At 69.8% G+C, this 22,229-nt stretch carries 18 protein-coding genes; 8 read left to right on the forward strand and 10 right to left on the reverse strand.

Annotation, left to right across the window (positions count from 1 at the left end):
* Positions 1-273 precede the first annotated feature (273 nt).
* From ACEJ41_RS04985 to ACEJ41_RS04995, 3 genes are all read right to left on the reverse strand, one after another.
* The gene (locus ACEJ41_RS04985; protein ID WP_374013686.1) at positions 274-780 is read right to left on the reverse strand and encodes a hypothetical protein; all 507 of its coding nucleotides are present in this window, start codon (positions 778-780) and stop codon (positions 274-276) included.
* Between the two features lie 1,006 nt (positions 781-1,786).
* The gene (crcB, locus tag ACEJ41_RS04990) at positions 1,787-2,173 is read right to left on the reverse strand and encodes a fluoride efflux transporter CrcB (protein ID WP_374013687.1); all 387 of its coding nucleotides are present in this window, start codon (positions 2,171-2,173) and stop codon (positions 1,787-1,789) included.
* A 53-nt stretch (positions 2,174-2,226) separates the two neighbouring features.
* Positions 2,227-3,138: a M28 family peptidase gene (locus tag ACEJ41_RS04995; protein ID WP_374013688.1), complete on the reverse strand. Its 912-nt coding sequence runs from the start codon at positions 3,136-3,138 to the stop codon at positions 2,227-2,229.
* A gap of 100 nt (positions 3,139-3,238) precedes the next feature.
* On the opposite strand from ACEJ41_RS04995, the gene ACEJ41_RS05000 reads away from it, so the two are divergent.
* Positions 3,239-3,886 carry a response regulator gene (locus ACEJ41_RS05000; RefSeq protein WP_374013689.1) on the forward strand — a complete coding sequence of 216 codons (648 nt, stop codon included), beginning with the start codon at positions 3,239-3,241 and terminating at the stop codon, positions 3,884-3,886.
* An 87-nt stretch (positions 3,887-3,973) separates the two neighbouring features.
* Here ACEJ41_RS05000 and ACEJ41_RS05005 read toward each other — a convergent pair whose 3' ends face one another.
* The gene (locus ACEJ41_RS05005) at positions 3,974-7,249 is read right to left on the reverse strand and encodes a ribonuclease E/G (RefSeq protein ID WP_374014072.1); all 3,276 of its coding nucleotides are present in this window, start codon (positions 7,247-7,249) and stop codon (positions 3,974-3,976) included.
* Positions 7,250-7,680: 431 nt separating this feature from the next.
* Between ACEJ41_RS05005 and ACEJ41_RS05010 the strand changes: the two genes are divergently transcribed.
* Positions 7,681-8,664: an RluA family pseudouridine synthase gene (locus ACEJ41_RS05010; protein ID WP_374013690.1), complete on the forward strand. Its 984-nt coding sequence runs from the start codon at positions 7,681-7,683 to the stop codon at positions 8,662-8,664.
* A gap of 544 nt (positions 8,665-9,208) precedes the next feature.
* Here the strand turns inward: ACEJ41_RS05010 and zupT are convergent.
* Genes zupT through ACEJ41_RS05025 form a run of 3 tightly spaced genes read right to left on the reverse strand, consistent with a single transcriptional unit; the run spans position 9,209 to position 10,835 of the window.
* Positions 9,209-10,018: a zinc transporter ZupT gene (gene zupT / locus ACEJ41_RS05015; RefSeq protein WP_374013691.1), complete on the reverse strand. Its 810-nt coding sequence runs from the start codon at positions 10,016-10,018 to the stop codon at positions 9,209-9,211.
* 47 nt (positions 10,019-10,065) lie between these two features.
* Positions 10,066-10,485, reverse strand: coding sequence for an energy transducer TonB (locus ACEJ41_RS05020; RefSeq protein ID WP_374013692.1), 420 nt, complete (start codon positions 10,483-10,485; stop codon positions 10,066-10,068).
* Positions 10,486-10,490: 5 nt separating this feature from the next.
* Positions 10,491-10,835: a 4a-hydroxytetrahydrobiopterin dehydratase gene (locus ACEJ41_RS05025; protein WP_374013693.1), complete on the reverse strand. Its 345-nt coding sequence runs from the start codon at positions 10,833-10,835 to the stop codon at positions 10,491-10,493.
* Between the two features lie 89 nt (positions 10,836-10,924).
* On the opposite strand from ACEJ41_RS05025, the gene ACEJ41_RS05030 reads away from it, so the two are divergent.
* From ACEJ41_RS05030 to ACEJ41_RS05055, 6 genes are all read left to right on the forward strand, one after another.
* Positions 10,925-11,521, forward strand: coding sequence for an NfuA family Fe-S biogenesis protein (locus tag ACEJ41_RS05030; RefSeq protein ID WP_374013694.1), 597 nt, complete (start codon positions 10,925-10,927; stop codon positions 11,519-11,521).
* 16 nt (positions 11,522-11,537) lie between these two features.
* Positions 11,538-13,295, forward strand: coding sequence for a hypothetical protein (locus ACEJ41_RS05035; protein WP_374013695.1), 1,758 nt, complete (start codon positions 11,538-11,540; stop codon positions 13,293-13,295).
* A gap of 66 nt (positions 13,296-13,361) precedes the next feature.
* Positions 13,362-14,490 (forward strand): peptide chain release factor 2 gene (prfB, locus tag ACEJ41_RS05040; protein ID WP_374013696.1). Its coding sequence is split into 2 segments (ribosomal slippage): positions 13,362-13,436 and positions 13,438-14,490, totalling 1,128 coding nucleotides; the frame shifts between segments, so codons are not numbered across the junction.
* 128 nt (positions 14,491-14,618) lie between these two features.
* Positions 14,619-16,136 carry a lysine--tRNA ligase gene (lysS, locus tag ACEJ41_RS05045; RefSeq protein WP_374013697.1) on the forward strand — a complete coding sequence of 506 codons (1,518 nt, stop codon included), beginning with the start codon at positions 14,619-14,621 and terminating at the stop codon, positions 16,134-16,136.
* A gap of 211 nt (positions 16,137-16,347) precedes the next feature.
* Positions 16,348-17,415, forward strand: a complete 1,068-nt coding sequence (locus tag ACEJ41_RS05050; RefSeq protein ID WP_374013698.1) for an HD-GYP domain-containing protein — start codon at positions 16,348-16,350, stop codon at positions 17,413-17,415.
* A complete protein-coding gene (locus ACEJ41_RS05055; protein ID WP_374013699.1) occupies positions 17,408-19,588 on the forward strand; it encodes a response regulator in 2,181 nt (726 codons plus the stop codon). The genes ACEJ41_RS05050 and ACEJ41_RS05055 overlap by 8 nt, the downstream gene beginning before the upstream one ends.
* 9 nt (positions 19,589-19,597) lie before the next feature.
* On the opposite strand, the gene ACEJ41_RS05060 is transcribed toward ACEJ41_RS05055, so the two are convergent.
* From ACEJ41_RS05060 to ACEJ41_RS05070, 3 genes are all read right to left on the reverse strand, one after another.
* Positions 19,598-20,464 (reverse strand): crotonase/enoyl-CoA hydratase family protein, encoded by an 867-nt coding sequence (locus tag ACEJ41_RS05060; protein ID WP_374013700.1) that lies wholly within the window; start codon positions 20,462-20,464, stop codon positions 19,598-19,600.
* A gap of 177 nt (positions 20,465-20,641) precedes the next feature.
* Positions 20,642-21,490, reverse strand: coding sequence for an archaetidylserine decarboxylase (gene asd, locus ACEJ41_RS05065; protein WP_374013701.1), 849 nt, complete (start codon positions 21,488-21,490; stop codon positions 20,642-20,644).
* Positions 21,487-22,143: an SCO family protein gene (locus ACEJ41_RS05070; protein ID WP_374013702.1), complete on the reverse strand. Its 657-nt coding sequence runs from the start codon at positions 22,141-22,143 to the stop codon at positions 21,487-21,489. The genes asd and ACEJ41_RS05070 overlap by 4 nt, the downstream gene beginning before the upstream one ends.
* Between the last annotated feature and the right edge of the window lie 86 nt (positions 22,144-22,229).

Consider the following 22,229-nt stretch of genomic DNA (forward strand, 5'->3'; position numbering starts at 1 on the left):
CGGGACGGGGTTATACTCCCGCTGCTGTACCGGGCCTCGGACTACCGGCAGAGGGCTCCCGCTCACTGCCATGCCGTGATGCCGGTGCGGGCGATCCGGACCACCGTTGAGCCCACCTTTGCAGAGGTGAACCTGACGCCGAACCGCACCGCACCAGCGTTTGCCTACCTAGCGCCTCAACTCAAGCCCGTGTCGCAATGGGGAACTTGGGTTGGGGCGTTGCTTTGTCTGGGCCACCCGCGGCGGTAGTCAGAGGGTGGCCGCGACCTAATGTCATGACGCGCCCTCCCCACCATGCTCCGGCTTGCCGCCGTTGAGGTGATCGGCAAGGGCATAGACGCCCTTTTCCATACTCACGAGGTCGCCCTTATTCGCCATCCTGTAGAGGCGGGAATTGACGGTGGTTCGCTTGCTCACGTCCCCGAACTTGCGGAACAGCCCCACCATGATCTCGTTGATCGACAAGGGGCGTCCGGCGAGGCGCAACAGGTGCACCATGCGCACTTCATCGTTGTCGGACTTCGGAATCGTCAGTTCATTGACGAGTTCTTCCGGCAGATCGCTTACGTCGTAGGGGTCGATCCGGAACAGATCGCCTTGGGCAGGGGAGTGCTCGGGCTGCTGGGAACCGCTCAGAGCGGTGACGGCGTCCTTGAACTTGTTGGCCAAGCGGACGTGCTTGTTCTGCCTCTCCGGCTTGAGGTTCGAGCGGGTGGACTGCTTCTCGTGGAAGTCAGCCTGCTCTTGACAGAATTGCCTTACTTCATCGACACTTTTCATCGAAGTTGACCTGCCCGGTTGCTTCACGTGGGTGGCCCGCCGAAGGGCCTTAATGCAAAACCCGATCCCTGAAACGGCCCTGTTAGCGCAGGGCCGTTTCTCTTTGCGCACGGTCACAGTAACCGATGATCGAGGGCAGTGCAAGCGAAAAGATGAGCGAGTTGTTGAGTAGGGATTGTGTAGCCAAATCCCTGCCTTATTGGGGTCGGGCTCAATCGTCAACCACTACATATAGTGGATTTCCTGTGAATAACTTTGTCTCACGCGCTGAGATACGCTAGACCGACTAGCAAAAAGAGCCGAATCTTTGGCTTAAGCCAGCTAATGAGCAGAGTGTTTAGTGAGTAGAGCTGCGCCGTCTCATTTGTTGACGAGACTATGACGGCTAGGTGTTCAAGGAAATCTCCACCTCGGCGCTTCGCCCAGCGGGGATCGCGGCGCGAGGCGCCAGCCCCCGGAGGTCTGGATACGTCCGGCCACGAGGCCGTCCAGCGATGGAGGCCGAAGGCCGTACTCCTCGCGCATTTCGAGCTTGGTCCGGGTGACAATCCGCCCGGACGAGACGTGCTGCCAGCGATAGGTGCGTTCGTCGCGGTGGAAGCCCCGGGCGCGCTCCCGGTAGCCCGGGTCCGCCCATCGGGCCTTCATCTGCGCGGATATGCGCGCGCGGTGTTCGGGATCAGCCCATAGCCGGGCCATCGTTTCCCGCGTAGCGGTCGCCTGTCGTGAGGCAGCTTCCCCCGGCGCGGTCGCCTACGGCGTCATTCCCGTCCGCGCCGGGGGGCGCTGGTTGGTCAGGGTGCCCCGGCGGCACGAGGCGGGCGCGACACGTCACCGCCGGGACACCCCGATTCGGTCAGCGTCCGCGGCGATTGGTCGCGTGCGCTTCTTCATCTTGCTGGCCGTAGCGTTGCGCCCATAGATGAGCTCGGGTCACGCTAGATGACGCGAGAGTCCGGTAGACTCACCTCTAGGCGGACATTTTCTCCGCCACCCAATCCCCCTCCTACGACAGCGGCCGCAGCCACTGGCAGGTGGCGATGCCGGCCACGGTCATGAGCACAGATCCGCATACGTGGATGCCGATCAGCCCGGCGGCCCAGCCCAGCGCGCCGCGCTGGAGCAGTGCCACCACTTCCATCGAGAAGGTGGAGAAGGTGGACAGCCCGCCGCAGAAGCCGGTGATCACCAGCAGCCGCCATTCCGGGGAAATGCCTGGAGCCATGGCGAACCAGGCGATCGCCAGGCCGACCACGTAGCCGGCCACCAGGTTCGACGCGAGCGTGCCCAGCGGCACGTTGGGCAGCAGCGCATTGAACTGCGTGCTCAGCATCCAGCGCAGCAGCCCGCCGATGGTCGAGCCGACGGCGATGGCCAGGACGGGTTTCCACATGGCGCTGTCCAGGTCAGGCGGAGGGTGGGGGCGTTGTCATCGGGCAGCGGAGGTCAGCGTGGCGCCGGGGCCGTGCCGTCCCAGGTACGCAGTGCGCTTTCCAGTGCGCGCAGTGCCGCCGGCACGTGCTGGGCATCCAAGTGGGTGGCGTCGTCCAGCGGGCTGTGGATCACCTGCATCACCTTGGGCGCCTGCAACGGCGGGCGCCCGGCGAACACGTCCAGGATCCCGGCGATCTCGTCGCCCCCCACCAGCGAGAACGATACCGCCGGCCAGCCGGCCTGGAGGAAGGCGCGGTGATCGGTGGGCGGATATTCCTGGCCCGCCTGCAGGCCGATGCCTTCGGCGGTGCTGGCGCGGCGCAGCGCGTCCACCAGCGGGTGGGCGGCATCGGGCGTCATCATCCACAGGGTGTTGCCCCAGCCGAACACGTCGAAGTTCACGTACAGCGCCGGCTGTTCCTGGCCGGCTGCGGCCACCCACGCGCGCGAGCCGAGCAGGCCGTGCTCCTCCAGGTCCCAGAACGCCAGCTTTACCCGATGCGCGGCCAGCGGGGCGGCCTGCAGCGCCTGCGCCAGTTGCAGCACGGCGGCCACGCCCGATGCGTTGTCGGTGGCACCGTGGCCGACGTCGACGCGGTCGTAGTGGGCGCCGATCAGCAGCAACGGCGCGGCGGCGTCGCCGCCCAGCGTGGCCACCAGGTTGCGTCCGCGCTTTCCGTCCGATTCGAATTCGTGCACCTGCCAGGCAATCCCCAGCGCGTCCAGGCGGTCGGTGATTGCCGCCGCGCGTGCGCGTGCGTCGGCACCGTCGCTGATCCGCACCACTTGCGCCTGCCACGCGTGGCCGGTATCGCTGCGCGGCGCATCGGCGGTGGCCGAAAGCGGAGCCAGCGCGGCGGTTGCCAGCAACAGGCCGAGCAGGGTGCGGATGCGCGCGTTGCGCAACGGTACGGTCGGATTCATGCGGGGCTTCCTCGGGAGACGGCCGAAGTATGCACCCTGGCTGCTTGCCCTGGAGCCGTGGCCGGGACTAGTCTGGCCTGGGACATACCGAGGGAGCGGCATGACCATTCGTGTTTTTCTGGTGGATGACCATGCGCTGGTCAGGACGGGCCTGCGCATGATCCTGTCGGCCGAGACCGACATCGAGGTGGTCGGCGAGGCCGAAAGCGGCGAGGAGGCACTGCCGCTGGTGCGCAAGCTGGAGCCCGACGTGGTGTTGTGCGACCTGCACCTGCCCGGCATCAGCGGGCTGGAGGTGACCGAGCGCATCGTGCGCAGCGGGCTGCAGGCGCGGGTGCTGGTCGTATCGGTGCTGGAGGACGGGCCATTGCCCAAGCGCCTGCTCGACGTGGGCGCCCACGGCTACGTGGGCAAGGGCGGTGATGCACGCGAACTGCTGCGCGCGGTGCGTGACGTGGCCCGCGGCCGGCGTTGCCTGGGCAGGAGCATTGCCGAGAACATCGCACTTGCCAGCGTCGATGGTGAAGGTTCGCCGTTCGACCAGCTTTCCACGCGCGAACTGGAAGTGGCGATGCTGCTGGTGCAGGGCCTGCGCCAGGACACCATCGCCCGGCGCCTGAGCCTCAGTGCCAAGACCATCAACACGCACAAGTCGCGGCTGTTCGAGAAGCTTGGCGTGCAGGACACCATCGCCCTGGCACGCCTGGCCACCCGCTACGGGCTGATGGATCCGGGCAGCTCGCTGTAGCGTTGCCGGTCAAACGGCCCGTGAGAACGGGACGTGTGCCGGCCGGGCGCACCTTCGCGGGTGCGCAATCCGGCCGGCAGTTGCCGGTCAGGCGTCCTGGTGCGGCTTGCCTTCGTTGGCGGCGGCGTTGGCCGCCTGCACCGCATGCGCATGCGGCTGCGTTGCATCGTCCCCGGCATCGTCGGCATCGTCGGCATCGCTGTCGTCGAGGTCGAGGTCGAGGTCGGTGTCGGCGGTCGCCGTGGCGGCAGGCGGATCCTGGGCCGGCATCTGCTCGAACAGGCTGGCGGTGGCGAACCGGGGTGCTGCAGGTGCCGGCTCGGCGGGTGCCTGGGCCACGCTGTTGCTGTCCGTGGCGGGAGCCGATGCCTCGACGCTTGCGGCTGCGACCGGCGGCGCGATGCCGGCATCACTGACGGCAATGGCGGCGGCATCGGCCGGCGCGAGGCTGGCTTCGGGCACAGGGTCGGCCGCGTTTCCAGCCGGAACCGGCTGGGCGGAACCGGGGGTCGCGGCGGCGGTGGATGCCGGCGCTTCTGCAACCGGATCGACAGACGGCACCGGGCCGGCATCCGCGACCTGGCGCGGGGCCTGGGTGGATGGTGCGGCATCGGTTTGCTGCGGCGAGGGTGCCGTTGCCGGCGGCGCGGGCTGGGCGACTGCAGTCATGACCGGTGAGGATGCGACCGGTGCGGACGCCGGCGCATCGGCCGCATTGCCTGCCGGAGCGTGGCCGGTTCCGGAGTGTGCATGGCCGGTGTCGGCCGCCGCAGTTGCGGGTGCGGCCTCGACGTCGGCCTGCCCGGCGCTCACCGCGGCGCGCGCAGGCTGTGCCGGGGCTGCTTCGGCCTTGGTGGCCGCGACCGGCGTCGGCGCGGGCGCTGCCGGCGCGGCGGGCACGATGTCGTCGAAGTCGAACTCCGGCTGGCCGGCGATGGTCGCTGCCTGGGTGGGCGCCTCGTCGGCACCCGATCCCGCATCGCTACCGTCGTGTTCGGCCTGCGTGCCTCCGGTCTCCTGGCCGTTGTCGGCCAGCGCCGCTGCGGACTCGCCACCGCGACGACGGCGACGGCCGCCACGACGACCGCGACGACGGCGGCTGCTGCCGTCGGCCGTGGCGCCTTCGGCACCATCGTCCTGGTCGTCGCGCTCGTCCTGCGCGGTCTGCCCGGTGCTGCTGGTCGCGGCGGTCGCTGCCGGAAGTCCTGCGGCGGCGGGGATGGCTGCGGCGGTGCTCAGGGTGGCGGTGTCATCCGCTGCGCCCTGGATCACGCTCGTTGCTGGCTCCTCGTCGCGCGAGCGCGGCGAAGGCTGCGCCTGCACCGGCCTTGCGGCAGGCGCAGTGGCGGCGACATCGGCCGCTGCGGCCACGGCCGGCTTGGGTGCGCGGCCCTGCTTCTGCGTGGAGGGCTGCGCATTCGCCGCGCCGCCACCCTTGGCCTGCTGCGCGCGCGGCTGCGACTGGCGCTCCTGCTTCTGTGCCTTCTGCGCCTGCTCGCCATTGCCGCCCTTGCGCTGCTTCTGGCCACGGTTGCCCTGGCCCTGCTGGCTGCCGCCGTCGCTGCGTGCATCGCGGCGCGGGCGATCGCTGCGGTTGCCGCGGCCTTCCCGGCTCGGACGCTCGGGCGGGGCGGCCGGGGCGGCCTCGGCCGCGCCGAACAGGCGCTTGAAGAACCCGATCACGCCACCGGCCGCCGCTTCCGGCGCCGCCGGGACGTGCGCGGCCACTGGCGCTGCGGCCGGCGCTTCCTCGCGCTCGTCACGGACCGGTGCCGGGCGCGGCGGGGCCACGCGGGTCACCGCCGGCGGCGGGATGTTGAGCTGGGACTTGGTCAGTGCATGCACCGGCAGCTTGCGCGGAGTGCCGCGCTGGTAACTGGGCCGGCCGCTGTCCTCGCCCAGTTCGTTCTCGCGCAGGCGGGTGACCTCGTAATGCGGGGTCTGCAACTGCTCGTCGGCAACGATGATGATCGGCGCGCTGTGGCGGGCCTCGATCTCGCGCAAGGCGCCGCGCTTCTCGTTGAGCAGGAAGTTGGCGATCTCCACCGGCGCCTGCACCAGCACCTGCCCGGTGCTCTCCTTCATCGCGTGCTCTTCGGCCACGCGGATGATCGACAGCGACAGCGACTCAACGCTGCGCATGCGGCCATGGCCTTCGCAGCGCGGGCACACGATCTGGCTGGATTCACCCAGGCTGGCGCGCAGGCGCTGGCGGCTCATCTCCAACAGGCCGAAGCGGCTGATCCGGCCGAGCTGGACCCGGGCGCGGTCGTACTTGAGCGAACCCTGCAGCCGGTCTTCGACCGCGCGCTGGTGCTTGGACGAGGACATGTCGATGAAATCGATCACCACCAGGCCGCCCAGGTCGCGCAGGCGCAACTGCCGGGCCACTTCCTCGGCCGCTTCCAGGTTGGTGTGGAACGCGGTTTCCTCGATGTCGCCGCCCTTGGTGGCGCGCGCGGAGTTGACGTCGATCGCGGTCAGGGCTTCGGTCTGGTCGATCACCAGCGCGCCGCCGGAGGGCAGGCGGATGGTGCGCTCGTAGGCGTTCTCGATCTGCGACTCGATCTGGAACCGGTTGAACAGCGGGATGTCGTCGGTGTAGGGCTTGAGCTTGCGCAGCGACTGCGGCATCACCTGTTCCATGAACTGGCGTGCGTCCTGGTACATCTCGTCGGTGTCGACCAGGATCTCGCCGATGTCGGCGCGCAGGTAGTCGCGCAGGGCGCGGATGATCAGCCGGCTTTCCTGGTAGATCAGGAACGGGGCCGGCTTGCTCAGCGCCGCCTCGGCGATCGCGCGCCAGGCCGCCAGCAGGTAGTCCAGGTCCCACTGCAGTTCTTCGGCGTCGCGGCCCACGCCGGCGGTGCGGATGATCACGCCCATGTCGTCGGGGATCTGCAGCGCATCCATGGCGCGCTTGAGTTCAGCGCGGTCCTCGCCCTCGATCCGCCGCGAGACGCCGCCGGCGGACGGCGAGTTCGGCATCAGCACCATGTAGCGGCCGGCCAGGGAGATGAACGTGGTCAGCGCCGCGCCCTTGTTGCCGCGCTCGTCCTTGTCGACCTGGACCACCACTTCCTGGCCCTCGCGCAGCAGCTCGCGGATGCCGGCCTTGTTCGGGTCGACACCGGCCTGGAAGTAGTCGCGGGAGATTTCCTTCAGCGGCAGGAAGCCGTGGCGCTCGGCGCCGTATTCGACGAAGGCCGCTTCCAGCGAGGGCTCGAGCCGGGTGATGCGGCCCTTGTAGATATTGGACTTCTTCTGTTCCTTGGACGGCTGTTCGATGTCGATGTCGTACAGGGTCTGGCCATCGACGATGGCCACGCGCAGCTCTTCGGCCTGCGTGGCGTTGATCAGCATTCGCTTCATGGTGCGTTCCTCGCGCTCTACGCGCGGAACGCCGGGTGCTCGCGTCCTGGAATCCCGCCCATTCCCTGGCATGTGTGGCCGGGAAGCGCGGGTCTTGCCGTCCGTCGCGCAGGCGCGTCCGGAAGGATCGTTGTTTCCAGCGCTGCAACACCACGGCGGGCCGCGGGAGCGCTTTTTCCATTGTTTTTGAGTACAGCAGGCCGGCGGCGCGGGCGCCGCACGGGACGTGTTCAGCTACCGGTGCTCTGACCCACCGGGCCATGGCCGGATTTGCCTGCAAGCCGCTAACATGGCCGCCCCGAGGGCGGTGGCCGCGCACTATGCCGGGATCGCGGGAAGCCGGGGCTTCTGGCCTGACAGCTTCTTCCAGCGGAATCAAACCCTTACATTGCCGGCCGAGTCTAGCAGAAAATAAACCGCCAATGACCGATACCGATCCAGCCCGGTCCGTCGCCCGCGCCCACACCGTCAAGGTGCCCGAAGACCGCGAGGGCCAGCGCCTGGACAACTTCCTGCTGGGCCAGCTCAAGGGCGCCCCGCGCAGCCTGGTGTACAAGCTGGTGCGCAGCGGCCAGGTGCGGGTCAACGGCGGCCGGGCCAAGGCCGAACGCAAGCTGGCCGGCGGCGACGAAGTGCGGATCCCCCCGGTGCGGCTGGGCGACGAAGCCGAGCGCGGCACCCCCGCCCCCGGCCTGCTGCAGCGGATCGAGGCCGCCATCGTGTTCGAGGATGCCCGCCTGCTGGTGCTGGACAAGCCCTCCGGCGTGGCCAGCCACGGCGGCAGCGGGATCAGCTTCGGCGCGATCGAGACCCTGCGGGCGCTGCGTCCAGGCCAGACCCTGGAACTGGCCCATCGCCTGGACCGGGACACATCCGGGGTGCTGGTGATGGCCAAGAAGCGCTCGGCCCTGGCCGAATTGCAGGCCCTGATGCGCGATGGCGGAAGCGGCGGCGGCATTCGCAAGCGCTACCTGGCGCTGCTGGCCGGGCGCATGCCCGACGGCACCATGAGCGTGGACGCCCCACTGCACGTGGGCCTGCGCCAGGGCGGCGAGCGCCACGTGCAGGTGGCGACCTCGATCAAGGGCGTGGACGGCAAGCCTTCGCTGAGCCATTTCAAGCTGCTGGAACGGCGCGGCGGCCAGTCCTATTGCGAAGTCCGGATCGAAACCGGCCGCACCCACCAGATCCGCGTGCACGCGCAGCACATCGGCCATCCCGTGGCCGGCGACGACAAGTACGGTGATCCCGAAGCCAACCGCCGCTTGCGCGACAAGGCCGGACTGCGGCGGCTGTTCCTGCACGCCGCCTCGCTGGAGTTCGCACTGGACGACGGACGCACCCCGTACACCATCAGCGCCCCGCTGGCCCCCGAACTGCGCGAAGTGCTCGACCACCTGGACTGATACCGCCCGCGCAACAGGCAACACAGGCGTCCGCACCATGCCAGCGTTCGCCGGCAAGACCGGCTCCTACAAAGGTGGACCTGGCTCGTCACCGAAGTGCACATGGATAGGATGAGCCGCGCCCCGGTAAACGCAGGTGTCGCCGCCGCCAACATGCCGTTGCCGTCAGATCGTTCCGAAGGCACATCCCGTGACGCTCGCGCGTCCGTTGTCCAGCGCGGATTGGGCGCAAGAGGCGCATGGAGGCGTCCCGTCCCAGTCAATCAGGGGGGCGCCGCCATGTTGTTGCCGTCAGGTCGTTCCGAAGGCACATCCCGCGACGCCCGCGCGTCCGTTGTCCAGCGCGGGTGGGGCGCAAGTGGCACATGGATGTGCCACGGCCCTGAGTAAAGACAGGATGTCGTCCCGAAGGGTGCGCCCCATCCGCGCTGGACGACGGACTCCCTCCGGAGCTACGCATCCTGCCGTTGCCGTTGCAGTTGCAGTTGCAGTTGCAGTTGCCGTTGAAGCCGCCGTTGAAGCCGCAGCCCTCAGCCGCAGCTCGTCACCACTTGAACAGCACCAGGCTCAGGGCCAGCACACCCATGCCGCTGACCAGACCATAGACCGTCTCGTGGCCCTTCGCATAGCGCTTGGCCGCCGGCAGCAACTCATCGATCGCCAGGAACACCATCACCCCCGCGATCACCCCGAACACCGCACCGAACACCGCCTCGGACAACATGCTCGACAACAAACCGTAGCCGATCACCGCACCCACCGGCTCGGCCAGGCCCGACAGCAAACTGGCCACGAACGCATAACGCTTGCTGCCCGTGGCGTAGTACACCGGCACCGCGATGGCGATGCCCTCCGGAATATTGTGGATGGCGATTGCGAAGGCCAGCGGCAGACCCACCGCCGGATTTTCCAGCGTCGCGAAGAACGTGGCCAGACCCTCCGGAAAATTGTGCGCCGTGATCGCCACGGCCGTCATCAACCCCACCCGGCGCACATACTCACGGTTCTGCTCGCGCAGCGCCGGATCGTCGGTGGTCAGGCTGTCGTGCGGGTTGGGCACCAGCCGGTCGATCAACATGATCAGCACCATCCCCGCCAGGAACGCGAATGTCGCCAGCGCAAATCCCGTGCGCGCATCGTAGGCCAGCGTGAACGATGCGATCGACTTGTTGAGGATCTCCGACAGCGACACATAGACCATCGCACCACCGGCGAAGGCCAGGCCGAACGCCAGCAGCCGCGGATTGGGCCCGCGGGCGAAGATCACCAGCAGGCTGCCCAGGCCGGTGGCCAGGCCGGTGGCCAGCGTGACCGCCAACGCGGCCAGGACATTGGGCGTGGAAATTTCGACCATGGATCAGGCGTCTTCCTTGAACGGATGCGGGCGGAGCAAGCGTGCCGTCAGGGCGCGCGGCCGGCATCCAGCGCGAAGCAGGCGTCCGGCCGCACCGCCGGCGCGGTGAAGTTCACCGGCACCTGGATCACCTGCGGCACGGCCTGGCCGGCGCGGGTGGCGGCGCGGAACTTCCAGCCCTGCACGGCCTTGCGTGCCAGCCGGTCCAGCTCGTCGTTGCCACTTCCGCGGGTCAGCACGATGCGGGTGGGGCTGCCTTCCGCACCCACCGTCACCTGGAGCACGCTTTGCCCGCCCACGCCGGCACACGCCAGGGCCAGCGGGTACTCCGGTGGCGAGGTTTCCACCGCGGCCACGGGCGTGGAACGCGGAACCGGCGGCGCATTGCCGGTGTCGCCGCTGCAGCCGGCGGCAAGCGCACAGCACAGCAGTGCGGCAATCGTCGCGAAGGTGGGGTGTCCGGCCATCGGGTTCATTCCTCGAGCAATGCCGCGGCCCTGGCCGCACAGATAAAGTCGTTTTCGCTCAGCCCCCCGACATCATGGGTGGAGTAACGCACCACGCAGCGGTCGTAGTGCACGCCCAGGTCGGGATGGTGGTCCTGGCGGTGGGCGACCCATGCCAGGGCATTCACGAAGGCGATGGTGCGGTGGTAGTCCTTGAAACGGAACGTGCGCACCAGTGCACGGCCGTCCTCGGCCAGCTCCCAGCCGGGCACCTGCGGCAGCAACTCGGCGGTGCGGGCCTGGCCGAGGCGGTGCCCGTGGCCTTGCCGGGGCGTGCAGTGGGCCTGTGCCAATGGGATCAGGTCGGACATGGTGTGCCTCCAGGAGCCTGGCTGAACAGGCGGACGGACTGTTGCGCCAAGGCAGCGGACCGTTGCCGGGTCAGGGCTAGAATACCCGCATGATCAACATTTCCGACACCGCGCAGGCCCATTTCCGCAAGCTGATCGAACGCGAGGCGATTCCCGGCCTGGGCGTGCGCCTGAGCGCGGCCGACCCCGGGACCTCGCGCGCCGATGCGCGGCTCGAGTTTGCCGAGCCAGCCGAATTATCCGGTGACGAGTGGGCGGTGGACTGTGAAGGTTTCACCTTGTACGTCGCCGCCGACAGCGTGCAATGGCTGGACGGGGCCGAGATCGACTACGTGCAGCAGGGTGCCGGCGCGCAGCTGACCATCCGCGCGCCGAAGATCAAGGGCGAGGCGCCCGGGGCGGCCGCGTCGCTGGTCGAGCGCGTGCGCTGGGTCATGGAGAACGAGGTCAATCCGCAGCTTGCCTCCCACGGCGGCCGCGCCACGGTGCAGGAGGTTTCGGCCGACGGCGTGGTGATCCTGCGCTTCGGCGGCGGTTGCCACGGCTGCGGCATGGCCGATGTCACCCTCAAGCAGGGCATCGAGAAGACCCTGATCGCGCGGGTGCCCGGCGTGACCGCGGTGCGCGACGCCACCGACCACGACACCGGCTCGGCACCGTACATGCCGCGCGGCACCTCCGCCTGAACCCCACGGTGCGCCGGTGACCGACGCGGCGGGCATCATCCAGGCGCTGATCGCGCGCATGCCGCAGCGCGTGCCGCACGAGCGCAGCACCGGCATGCCGCACGGATGGGCACTGTGGATGAAGGCCGAGTCGCCGCGGCCGGTGTCGACCCGCGCGGCGGAGATGGTCGCGGCGTTGTTGCGGCGGCCATCGGCTGCGCCGCAGCGCGAGCCGGAACTGGACCGCTGGCGCGCACTGCTGGCCCTGTTCCGCCAGGGCTGGTCGCCGGCGCCACACGACGAGCGGCCGATCCGCTGGACCTCGGGCAGCGGCAGCCTGGTGCTGCACCTACTGTTCATCGTGGCGATGGCGTGGATTGCCTGGCTGCAGGCACAGCTGCCGCCGCCCCCGCCGGAAGCCGGTGGCGGCGGGGGCGCACGGGTGGAGGTGGGATTCGTCGGCCGCGGCGACCCGGGCACGCCGCAGCCGGACCAGGGTGAGCAGGGCGCGGCTGCGCCCGCACAGCCCACGCCTCCGACGCAATCGGCGGCCGCAAGCGCAGCGCAGGCAGCGCCCGCGGACGCGGCCGAAGACGGCGCCCTGGTCGAGGTGGCGGTGCCTGATCCGGTGCGGATCAGCAGCCCGGTTCCGGTGCCATTGCCGGCGGCGGATATCCCGCTGGCGGTGCGCGAGGTGCCCGAACCGGCGCAGGTTCCTGCCCCTGCCGAGCAGCCGGCGCAGGTCACCGAGGTGGAGCGCCCCACCATCGACTACGTGTTGCCGCCTGCCACGCCGCGCCAGTTGCAGGCGCGGCCCTTGCCCGAAGCCCAGCTGCGGCCGCGCGAGGTGAGCGTGGTGCAGGCACCGCCGGTGCAGGTGCCGCGGCCGCGCGCCATCGACATCCCGGCACCGGAACTGCTTGAACCGCAACTGCAGCAGCGTCCGGTGGATGCGCCGTTGCCGGAGGTGGCCACGCCGATGGCGCAGGTGCGCGTGCCGCAGGTGGAAGCGCGGGTGCCTGGAGCACCGCAGGCCGCGGTGCGGCAGCGCGAACTGGCCATGCCATCGCCGGCACCTGCGGCTGCGCAAGCCGAAACGGTGGCGCGGCCCGCCACGCCGGCAGCGGCCAGGCCGGCGGCATCGGGACAGGCGCCGGCGCCGGCCACTGCCGCAGCGGGCCCCGGACGCACTGCGGCCACTGCGGCGCCCGGCACGGCTCCGGGCGCGGCGTCGCCGGCTACGACCTCGGCCCGCAGCGGCTGGGAAAGCGCGCTGGCCGGCGACGACTGGGGCCAGTCCAGCCGAGGCCAGGAACGCCCGGGCGGGGCACCGGGGTTGTACGACGGCCAGGGCCGGATCCGCCTGCCTGGCGACCGCGGCGCTGAAGGTCCCGGCCGCGGCCCGGGTGCCGGCCCTGCTGCCGGCGAGGGCACGGCCGAGCGTGGCGCCCCCGGCGGGCAGAACGACACCTGGACCCGCGACCGCATCGCCCAGTCGGGCACCTGGCTCAAGCGGCCGCCATACGACTACGAGCCGACCCGCTTCGACCAGTACTGGCTGCCGAACGAGTCGATACTGGCCGAGTGGGTGCGCAAGGGCATCAAGTCGGTTGCCATCCCGATCCCCGGCACCAATGGCAAGACCATCAACTGCGTGGTTTCGCTGCTGCAGCTGGGCGGCGGTTGCGGCCTGGGCGATCCCAACCTCAACGAGCAGCCAACCGTGGCCCGGCCGCCGCCGGATATCCCGTTCAAGCCGGAGCTGCAGGACGACAACGGCAGCGTCGCGCCGTAGCCGCCGGTGGCCGGCGCGCGCGTCCTGCTAGAATCTGCGGCCGATTTTCCTCTCCGCAGCCCTGCCATGATCGAGCTCAATCCCGTCCGCCAGCGCATCGCCGACCTCACCGGCCGGGTGCTTTCGCTACGGGGGTATCTTTGACTACGACGCCAAGAAGGAGCGTCTGGAAGAGGTCAACCGCGAGCTGGAGCTGCCCACCGTCTGGGACGACCCGGAGCGGGCCCAGGCCCTGGGCCGCGAGCGCGCGCTGCTGGACAAGACCGTCGGCGGCATCGCCACGGTGCTCGATGGCCTGAACGAATCGGCCGAGTTGCTGGAGCTGGCCGAGGGCGAACAGGACGAGGACACCGCCAATGCGGTACTCGCCGACGTGGGCCAGTACGAGAAGCACATCGAGGCGCTGGAATTCCAGCGCATGTTCTCCGGGCAGATGGACCCGGCCAACGCCTTCGTCGATATCCAGGCCGGTGCCGGCGGCACCGAGGCCCAGGACTGGGCCGAGATCCTGCTGCGCATGTACCTGCGCTGGTGCGAATCGCGCGACTGGAAGACCGAGCTGCTGGAAGTCTCCGGCGGCGACGTGGCCGGGATCAAGTCGGCCACCTTCCGGGTCGAGGGCGACTTCGCCTACGGCTGGCTGAAGACCGAAACCGGCGTGCACCGGCTGGTGCGCAAGAGCCCGTTCGACTCGGACAACCGCCGGCACACCAGCTTCACCTCGGTGTTCGTGGCGCCCGAGGTCGACGACAAGATCGACATCGAGATCAACCCGGCCGACCTGAAGACCGACGTGTACCGCTCATCCGGCGCCGGCGGCCAGCACGTCAACAAGACCGAGTCGGCGGTGCGCATCACCCATGTGCCGTCCGGGATCGTGGTGGCCTGCCAGACCGAGCGCAGCCAGCACGCCAACCGCGACCGCGCGATGAAGATGCTGGCGGCCAAGCTGTACGAGCTGGAGATCCAGAAGCGCAACGCGGAGAAGGACGCGGTGGAGGCGACCAAGTCCGACATCGGCTGGGGCAGCCAGATCCGCAACTACGTGCTGGACCAGAGCCGGATCAAGGACCTGCGCACCGGCATCGAGCGCAGCGACACGCAGAAGGTGCTGGACGGCGACCTGGACGAGTTCGTCGAGGCCAGCCTCAAGGCCGGCCTGGCGGTGGGCGCCAAACGCACCGACGCGGCCTGACCGTCGTTCCCGCGCAGGCGGGGACTCCAGCCCGGGCTGGGATGACGTTGGACACACCGGTTCCCGCCCGCGCGGGAACGACGCAGGAACGTCCCGCCTGGCGGGGCGATGCGCAAGACGGGCAAGAGATGAACGAAGCAACCGACACCCAGCACGCCGACGAGAACCACCTGATCGCCGAGCGCCGCGCCAAGCTTGCCGCGGTGCGCGCGCAGGGCGTGGCGTTTCCCAACGATTTCAAGCGCGCCGACTACGCCGGTGACCTGCAGGCGCAGTACGCCGATGCGGAGCAGTGGAGCGGCGAGGCGCTGGAAGCGTTGCCGCGCACGGTGGCGCTGGCCGGGCGGCTGATGGCCAAGCGGGTGATGGGCAAGGCCAGCTTCGCCCAGGTGATGGACGAATCGGGCCGGATCCAGCTGTTCCTGCAGGCAAGCGCGCTGGATGCGGCGTATGACGCGTTCAAGACCTTCGACGTGGGCGACATCGTGGCGGTGGAGGGCGGGCTGACCCGCACCCGCACCGGCGAACTGTCGGTGAAGGCGACCTCGCTGCGGCTTCTGGTCAAGTCGCTGCGTCCGCTGCCGGACAAGTGGCATGGCCTGAGCGACGTGGAGCAGCGTTACCGCCAGCGCTACGTGGATCTCATCGTGACGCCCGAGGCGCGCGAGGTGTTCGTCAAGCGCAGCAGGATCATCCGCGCCATCCGCGCCTGGCTGGACGCGCGCCGCTTCCTGGAAGTGGAAACGCCGATGATGCATTACATCCCCGGTGGCGCCACCGCCAGGCCCTTCGTCACCCACCACAACGCGCTGGACCTGGAGCTGTACCTGCGCGTGGCGCCCGAGCTGTATCTCAAGCGCCTGGTGGTCGGCGGCCTGGAGCGGGTGTACGAGATCAACCGCAACTTCCGCAACGAGGGCGTGTCCACCCGGCACAACCCCGAGTTCACGATGCTGGAGTTGTATGAGGCCTATGCCACCTACCACGAGGTCATGGACCTGACCGAGGACGTGATCCGCGATGCCGCCCGGACCGTGCTGGGGACCACGCAGGTGGAGTGGGAAGGGCAGGCAATCGACCTTGGCCCGCGCTTCCGCCGCTGGCGCATGGACGAGGCCGTGCGCCACCACAACCCGGAAATCAGCGCCGCCGACTGCACCGACCGTGACGCGCTGGCGCGCCACTGCGAGCGGCTGAAGATCCGGATCAAGCCATCCTGGGGCTGGGGCAAGCTGCTGCTGGAAGTGTTCGAGGCCACCGTCGAGCACACCCTGGTGCAGCCGGTCTTCATCACCGACCACCCGGTGGAGGTCAGCCCGCTGGCCCGTGCCTCCGACACCGAGCCCGGTTACACCGACCGCTTCGAGCTGTTCATCAACGGCAAGGAGATCGCCAATGGCTTCTCCGAGTTGAACGATCCGGAGGACCAGACCGCGCGCTTCCAGGCCCAGGTCACGGCCAAGGAGGGCGGCGACGACGAGGCGATGCACTACGACGCCGACTACATCCGTGCGCTCGAGTACGGCATGGCGCCGACCGGCGGGCTGGGCATCGGCATCGACCGCCTGGTCATGCTGCTGACCGGCAGCACCTCGATCCGCGACGTGCTGCTGTTCCCGTACATGCGGCCGGAGCAGGCTGGCTGAGGCAGGCCAGGCGGCCTGCACGAGGGCCTGCGTCCCCGCAGCACGGGGGCTTCTGGCATGTTTCCTGCGTGCCTGCATCCTCGGGGTGCAGCCCGCCGTATGACGCTTGCACGCCGGACCGGGCGCCACGCGGCGGGGGCCGGCAGGATGCGGACGCAGGCTGGCGCGCGCTATTCTCGTGGGCCCGAGCCGGGCGCAGCGGAGCAGGACCTTGGATATCGTCATCGTCGACGACCAGGCATCGGCACGCACGATGCTGCGCCACATCATCGAAGACATCGCCTCGGAACTGGCGGTGCACGATTTCGGCGACGCGCGCCAGGCGCTGGCCTGGTGCGACGACAACCCCACCGACCTGCTGCTGCTGGATTACCGCATGCCGGGCATGGACGGGCTGGAGTTTGCCCGCCGCTTCCGCCGCCAACCCAGGCACCGCGACATCCCGATCATCCTGGTGACCGTGGTCGGCGACGAGCCGGTGCGCCAGGCCGCACTGGAAACCGGGGTGATCGACTTCCTGGTCAAGCCGGTGCGTCCGCGCGAACTGCGCGCCCGCTGCCACAACCTGCTGCAGCTGCGCCAGCAGTCGGAGACGGTGAAGCAGCGCGCGCTGTCGCTGGAGCAGCACCTGCTGTCGAGCATGCACGAGGTGGAAGAGCGCGAGCGCGAGACGCTCTCGCGCCTGGCGCGGGCGATCGAATACCGCGATTCGGGTACCAGTGCATACCTGGAACGCATGTCGCGGGTGGCCGGGCTGATCGCCGAGGCCATGGGCCTGCCCGAGGACCAGGCGCGCACCATCGAGATGGCCGCACCGCTGCACGACATGGGCAAGATCGCCATCCCCGATGCGGTGCTGATGAAGCCCGGCAAGCTGGACGAGGATGAGATGGCGGTGATGCGCCGCCACCCGCGCATCGGCTACGAACTGCTGGCCGGCAGCCGCAACCGGCTGATCCAGGCAGGCGCGCTGATCGCGCTGCGCCACCACGAGCGCTACGACGGCAGTGGCTATCCCGACGGCCTGGCCGGCGAGGCCATTCCGCTGGAGGCACGGGTGGTGGCCGTGGCCGACGTGTTCGATGCGCTGATTTCGCCGCGGCCGTACAAGAAGGCATGGACCGTCGATGCCGCGCTGGCCTTCCTCTACGCCCAGCGCGGACGCCTGTTCGACCCGCAGTGCGTGGATGCCCTGGTGCGCAGCCACGACCGCCTGCAGCAGATCTGCGCGCAGTATTCGACCGCGTTCGCGCGGCCAGGGGGAAGCACGGATGCGTGAGGCGGCCGCCTGGGTGAAGGAGCGGCTGTCCGGCCGCAGCGACAGCGAGCACGCGCAGGCGCTGGTGCGCATCGCGCTGATCGCCCTGATCCTGGGCTACGTGCTGCTGCATGGCCCGCGCGACAACGCGGATCCGACCAGGTACCGCGACGTGCTGGCCATCGTGCTGGGCGGGCTGGTGCTGGGCCTGGGCCTGTTCAGTGCGCTGCTTGCCAACCCGGAGCGATCGGACGTGCGCCGCGTGCTGGGCATGCTGGCCGACTACGGGCTGATGGCCGCCGGCATGATCCGCATGGGCGAGCCGCTGGCCTGGGTCTACGTGGTGGTGATGTGGGTCACCGTGGGCAACGGCCTGCGCTATGGCAATCGCTATCTGCTGCTGGCCGTGGGCATGGCCATCTGCAGTTTCGGTGCGGTCCTGCTGGTGAGCGATTACTGGGCCGGTACCGGCGTGCTGGGCCTGGGCCTGCTTGGTGGCCTGGCCGCGATCCCGCTGTACCTGTCCAGCCTGCTGAAGCGCCTGACCAGTGCCACCGCCGAGGCGCACCGTGCCAGCGAGGCCAAGAGCCGCTTCCTGGCCAACATGAGCCATGAATTCCGCACCCCCCTCAATGGCCTGGCCGGCATGACCGAGTTGCTGGCCACGACCAGCCTGGACGACGAGCAGCGCGAATGCGTGCGCACCATCCAGGCCTCCACCCGCAGCCTGCTGGCGCTGGTGGAGGACGTGCTGGACATCTCCGCCATCGAGGCAGGCAAGCTCAAGCTCTATCCCGAGGATTTCTCGCCGCGCGAGCTGGTGGCCGGCATCGGCCTGGTGCTGCAGCCGCAGGCCCGGGCCAAGAACCTGGACTACCTGGTGGTGATCGACGAGCGCGTGCCCGAGCTGCTGCGCGGCGACGCCGGCCATCTGCGCCAGGTGCTGCTCAACCTGGTGGGCAATGCGGTCAAGTTCACCGAGCGCGGCCGGATCCGGGTGGACGTGGGCCTGGTGCCGGGCGCAGAGGCCGACGCCCGCCTGCGCTTGCGGTTTGCAGTCACCGATACCGGCGTGGGCGTGCCCGATGGCATGCGCGAACGGCTGTTCGATGCGTTCGAACAAGCCGACGCCGGCCTTGCCCGGCGCTACGGCGGCACCGGCCTGGGCACCACCATCGCGCGCGGCCTGACCGAGGCGATGGGCGGGCGGATCGGGGTCGAGAGCCGGGACCAGCAGGGCAGCTGCTTCTGGATCGAGGTTCCGTTCGACCATCCTGCCGCGCCGGCGCGCACCCCGGCCATCGACCTGGCCGCCGCCGACGGCACCACCCAGGCAGGCAGCGGCAACGTCATCGCGTTCACCGATCCGTTCCTGCGCCATCGTGCGCGGATCCGTTCGATGCACGTGCTGGTGGCCGACGACTACGAGGCCAACCGCACGGTGCTGCAGCGGCTCCTGCAGAAGGCCGGGCACCGGGTGACCGTCGCCGATGGCGGCGAGCGCGCGCTGGACCTGCTGGCAGATGCCGACTACGACGCGGTGGTGGTGGACCTGCACATGCCCGGGGTCAGCGGCCTGGACCTGTTGCGGCAACTGCGGGCGATGCAGGCCGGAGCCGGCGCGTCCACGCCGGTGATCATCCTCAGTGCCGATGTCACGCCCGAAGCCATCCAGCGCTGTACCCAGGCCGGCGCCCACGCGTTCCTGTCCAAGCCGGTGTCGGCCGCGCGCCTGCTGGACGTGCTTGCCGGCATCGCCATCCATCCCGGCCGCCGCCTGGAGCCGGCGGCCGTGGATGCCAGGCCCGGACCGACGGCCAATGGTCCGTTCGACCCCTCGGTGCTCGACGAGCTGGCGTCACTGGAGCTGGGCGCGGAGTTCGAGCGCGAGTTCATCGGCAACTGCCTGGCCGACGTCGCCGCATGCCTGGGGGCGATGCGCAGCGCTGGCGAAGCCGGCCATTGGGAGCAGGTGCGCGAGCAGGCGCATGCGCTCAAGGGCGTGGCCGCCAATACCGGCCTGGTCGGGGTGGCCGACCAGGGCGGGCAGATCATGCACCTGGCCGACTGGCAGGTGCGCGCCGAATGGCGCCAGCGCGTGGCCGCGCTGGAGACCGGCCTGGCACAGGGCCGCAAGCTCCTGGCCACGCGCCTGCGTGGCCCGGAGGCCGGGGCGCGCGACGGCGAGAGCTGAGCGCCGCGCTCAGGCGGCAGCGTCGGCCCTGCGGGTCTGTGCGCGCACGATGCGTTCCATGGTCCGCAGCGATTTGGCGTGCAGCGCCAGCGCGGTATCCACCCAGACTTCGGTGATCCGCATCAGCTCTTCGAGCGCCACCGGCTGGCCGAGCTGGCGAACCGCGTTCATCGCCAGGTACGCGTGCGGCGCGCGTTGCTGGCGGCGGACCAGTTCGTGCACCGCGCGCTCGCCCTGGCCGCGCGGCACCAGCACGTCGACGATGCCCAGGCGATACATCTCGGCGCTGTCGTGGATCTCGCCACCGAGGATCATCTTCTCGGCCACGCGCGCCGGCACCCGCCGGCACAGGAACGAATAGGCGCCCATGCCGGGGAACAGGCCGAACAGCACCTCGGGCAGGCCCATGCCCACGCCTTCCTCGGCCACGATGGTGTGGCAGGCCAGGGCCATTTCCAGGCCTCCGCCCAGCGCATCGCCCTGGATCAGGGCCACGGTGTGGATGTCACCGCCGAAGCCGGTATGCAGGTGGTGCACGCCTTCCACGCAGCGGCGTGCGTAGGCCAGCAGGCCCTCGCGGTCACCGTTGCGGATCAGGCGCATGAACAGGTCCAGGTCGCCGCCCAGGTTGTAGGCGTCGGCGGCCGAGGCCAGGACGAAGTGGCGCAGCCTGCCAGGCGCGGGGCCGGACCGCGGCGCAGTGATCGCGCGCATGTACCGCCACATGTCCTCGAGCATCTCGAAACGGCAGCACGGCCGCACGCCAGGACTGGCGTCGGCGTGCATGTACAGCCAGTGCGTGTCGCCGTCAGCGGGGTCGCTGGCGCGGATGGTGGGAAACCGGTCGCTACGCTGCAGCTTTTCGAGTGTGCTCATTGCGTCTTCTCCGAAGGGCAGGAGCCCGCCGGTCGGGGGTGGAGCAGCGGGCTTGGCGTTGCGCCGGCCATGCTACACCTCGGAAACGCGCGCACACGGGGCCGCCGGGCGTGGCCACGGCAGCCGGATGTGAAGACGCCGGACGGCCTTGCCCGGCCGCCGGAGCATACGTGCGGATCAGCCGGGCCGATGGGCCAGTGCCTGGCCCAGGCGCACCGGGGACTCCGCGCCAAGCCCGGCCGCCAACGTCGCCGCGCCGGGCGGCAGCAGCACGATCACGGTCGAGCCGTAGTTGAAGCGCGCCATCTCGGCGAAGCGCTCCAGCTTGATGCCGCGGCCGCGGTAGTCGGTGCGGGTGACCGCATCGCCATAGGCGGGGATCTCCACGCCGCCCCACACCGTTTCCACGCCCGACACCAGCAATGCACCGACCATCACCGAGACCATCGGCCCGAAGTCGGTGTCGAAGTGGCAGACCAGCCGCTCGTTGCGCGCGAACAGCCGCGGCACCCGGGCGACCGCCGCCGGGCCGACGCTGAACAGCCGTCCGGGCACGTGCACCGTCTCGCGCAGGATGCCGGTCCAGGGCATGTGCACGCGGTGGTAGTCGCGCGGCGACAGGTACACCGTCGCGAAGCTGCCACCAGCGAACACCCGCGCCGCTTCCGCATCGCCGAGCAGTTCGGCGGCGGTGAACGCGCGGCCCTTGGCCTGGAAGATGCGGCCGTCGGCCTCGATCGCACCGAGCTGGCTGATCCGGCCGTCGGCCGGCATCAGCAAGGCGCGCGGGTCCGGGTCCGGCACGCGCGCACCCGGCTTCAGGGCGCGGGTGAAGAATGCATTGAAGCTGGGGTAGGCGGCTGGATCCGGCTCTGCCGCCTCGTCCAGGTCCACGCCGAAACGACGCACCACCGTGTCGATGAACCACGCCTTCAGGCGCGGGTCCTGCGAGTACGCGGCGCGGCGCGCCAGGGTCGACAGCAGCCGATGCGGCAGCGCCCAGCTCAGCGTGGTGAGCAGGCTCATGGCGCAGGTTCCGCGGCGGCGTGCAGGCGCAGCAGGTCTGCGGCGATGGCCTGGGGATCGAACGGCGGGCGGATCAGGCCGGCCAGCCGCCCCTGCGGATCGAGCAGGGCGATGTTGGCCGAATGGTCCACGCTGTAGTCATCCGGGTTCTGCCCGATGTTCTTGCCCGGCACCTTCATGAACACGAAGCCCAGCGAGGTGGCGAACTTTTCCAGCGCCGGCACGTCGGCGGTGGCGGCCAGGGTGTCGGGATGGAAGGCGTGCGCATATTCGCCCGCCTTGGCCGGGGAGTCCCGCTCCGGATCGACCGAGACGAACAGTACCCGCGGACGGGTGGCTTCCGGCAGCGCCTCCCACTGCTTCTGCGCCTGGGCCAGCTGGGCCAGGGTCATCGGGCATACGTCCGGGCAAAAGGTGAAGCCGAGGAAGGCCAGGGTCCAGTGGCCGGCCAGCTCGCCCGGCACCAGCGGCGTGCCGTCGGACTGGCGCAGGTTGAAGGGCGGCAGTTCACGCGTCTGCGGCAGCAGGGTGACGGCCTGGAACGCGGGCGCCCCGGTGCCGGCGTCGCGGCCGAAGAAGTGGCTGGCGGCCAGCAGCCCCAGCCCGGCCGCCAGTGCGGCGGCGAGGATGTAGCCGAAGGTGCGGTTGAACATGCGGCGGGCGTCCGGTCTTGCGGGACCGGCCATGATACCGGGCGCGGCCGGGGGCGGGCCGGCCATCGCCTATAATCGCCGGCCTT

The organism is Pseudoxanthomonas koreensis (assembly GCF_041890415.1).
Lineage (GTDB): Bacteria > Pseudomonadota > Gammaproteobacteria > Xanthomonadales > Xanthomonadaceae > Pseudoxanthomonas > Pseudoxanthomonas koreensis_A.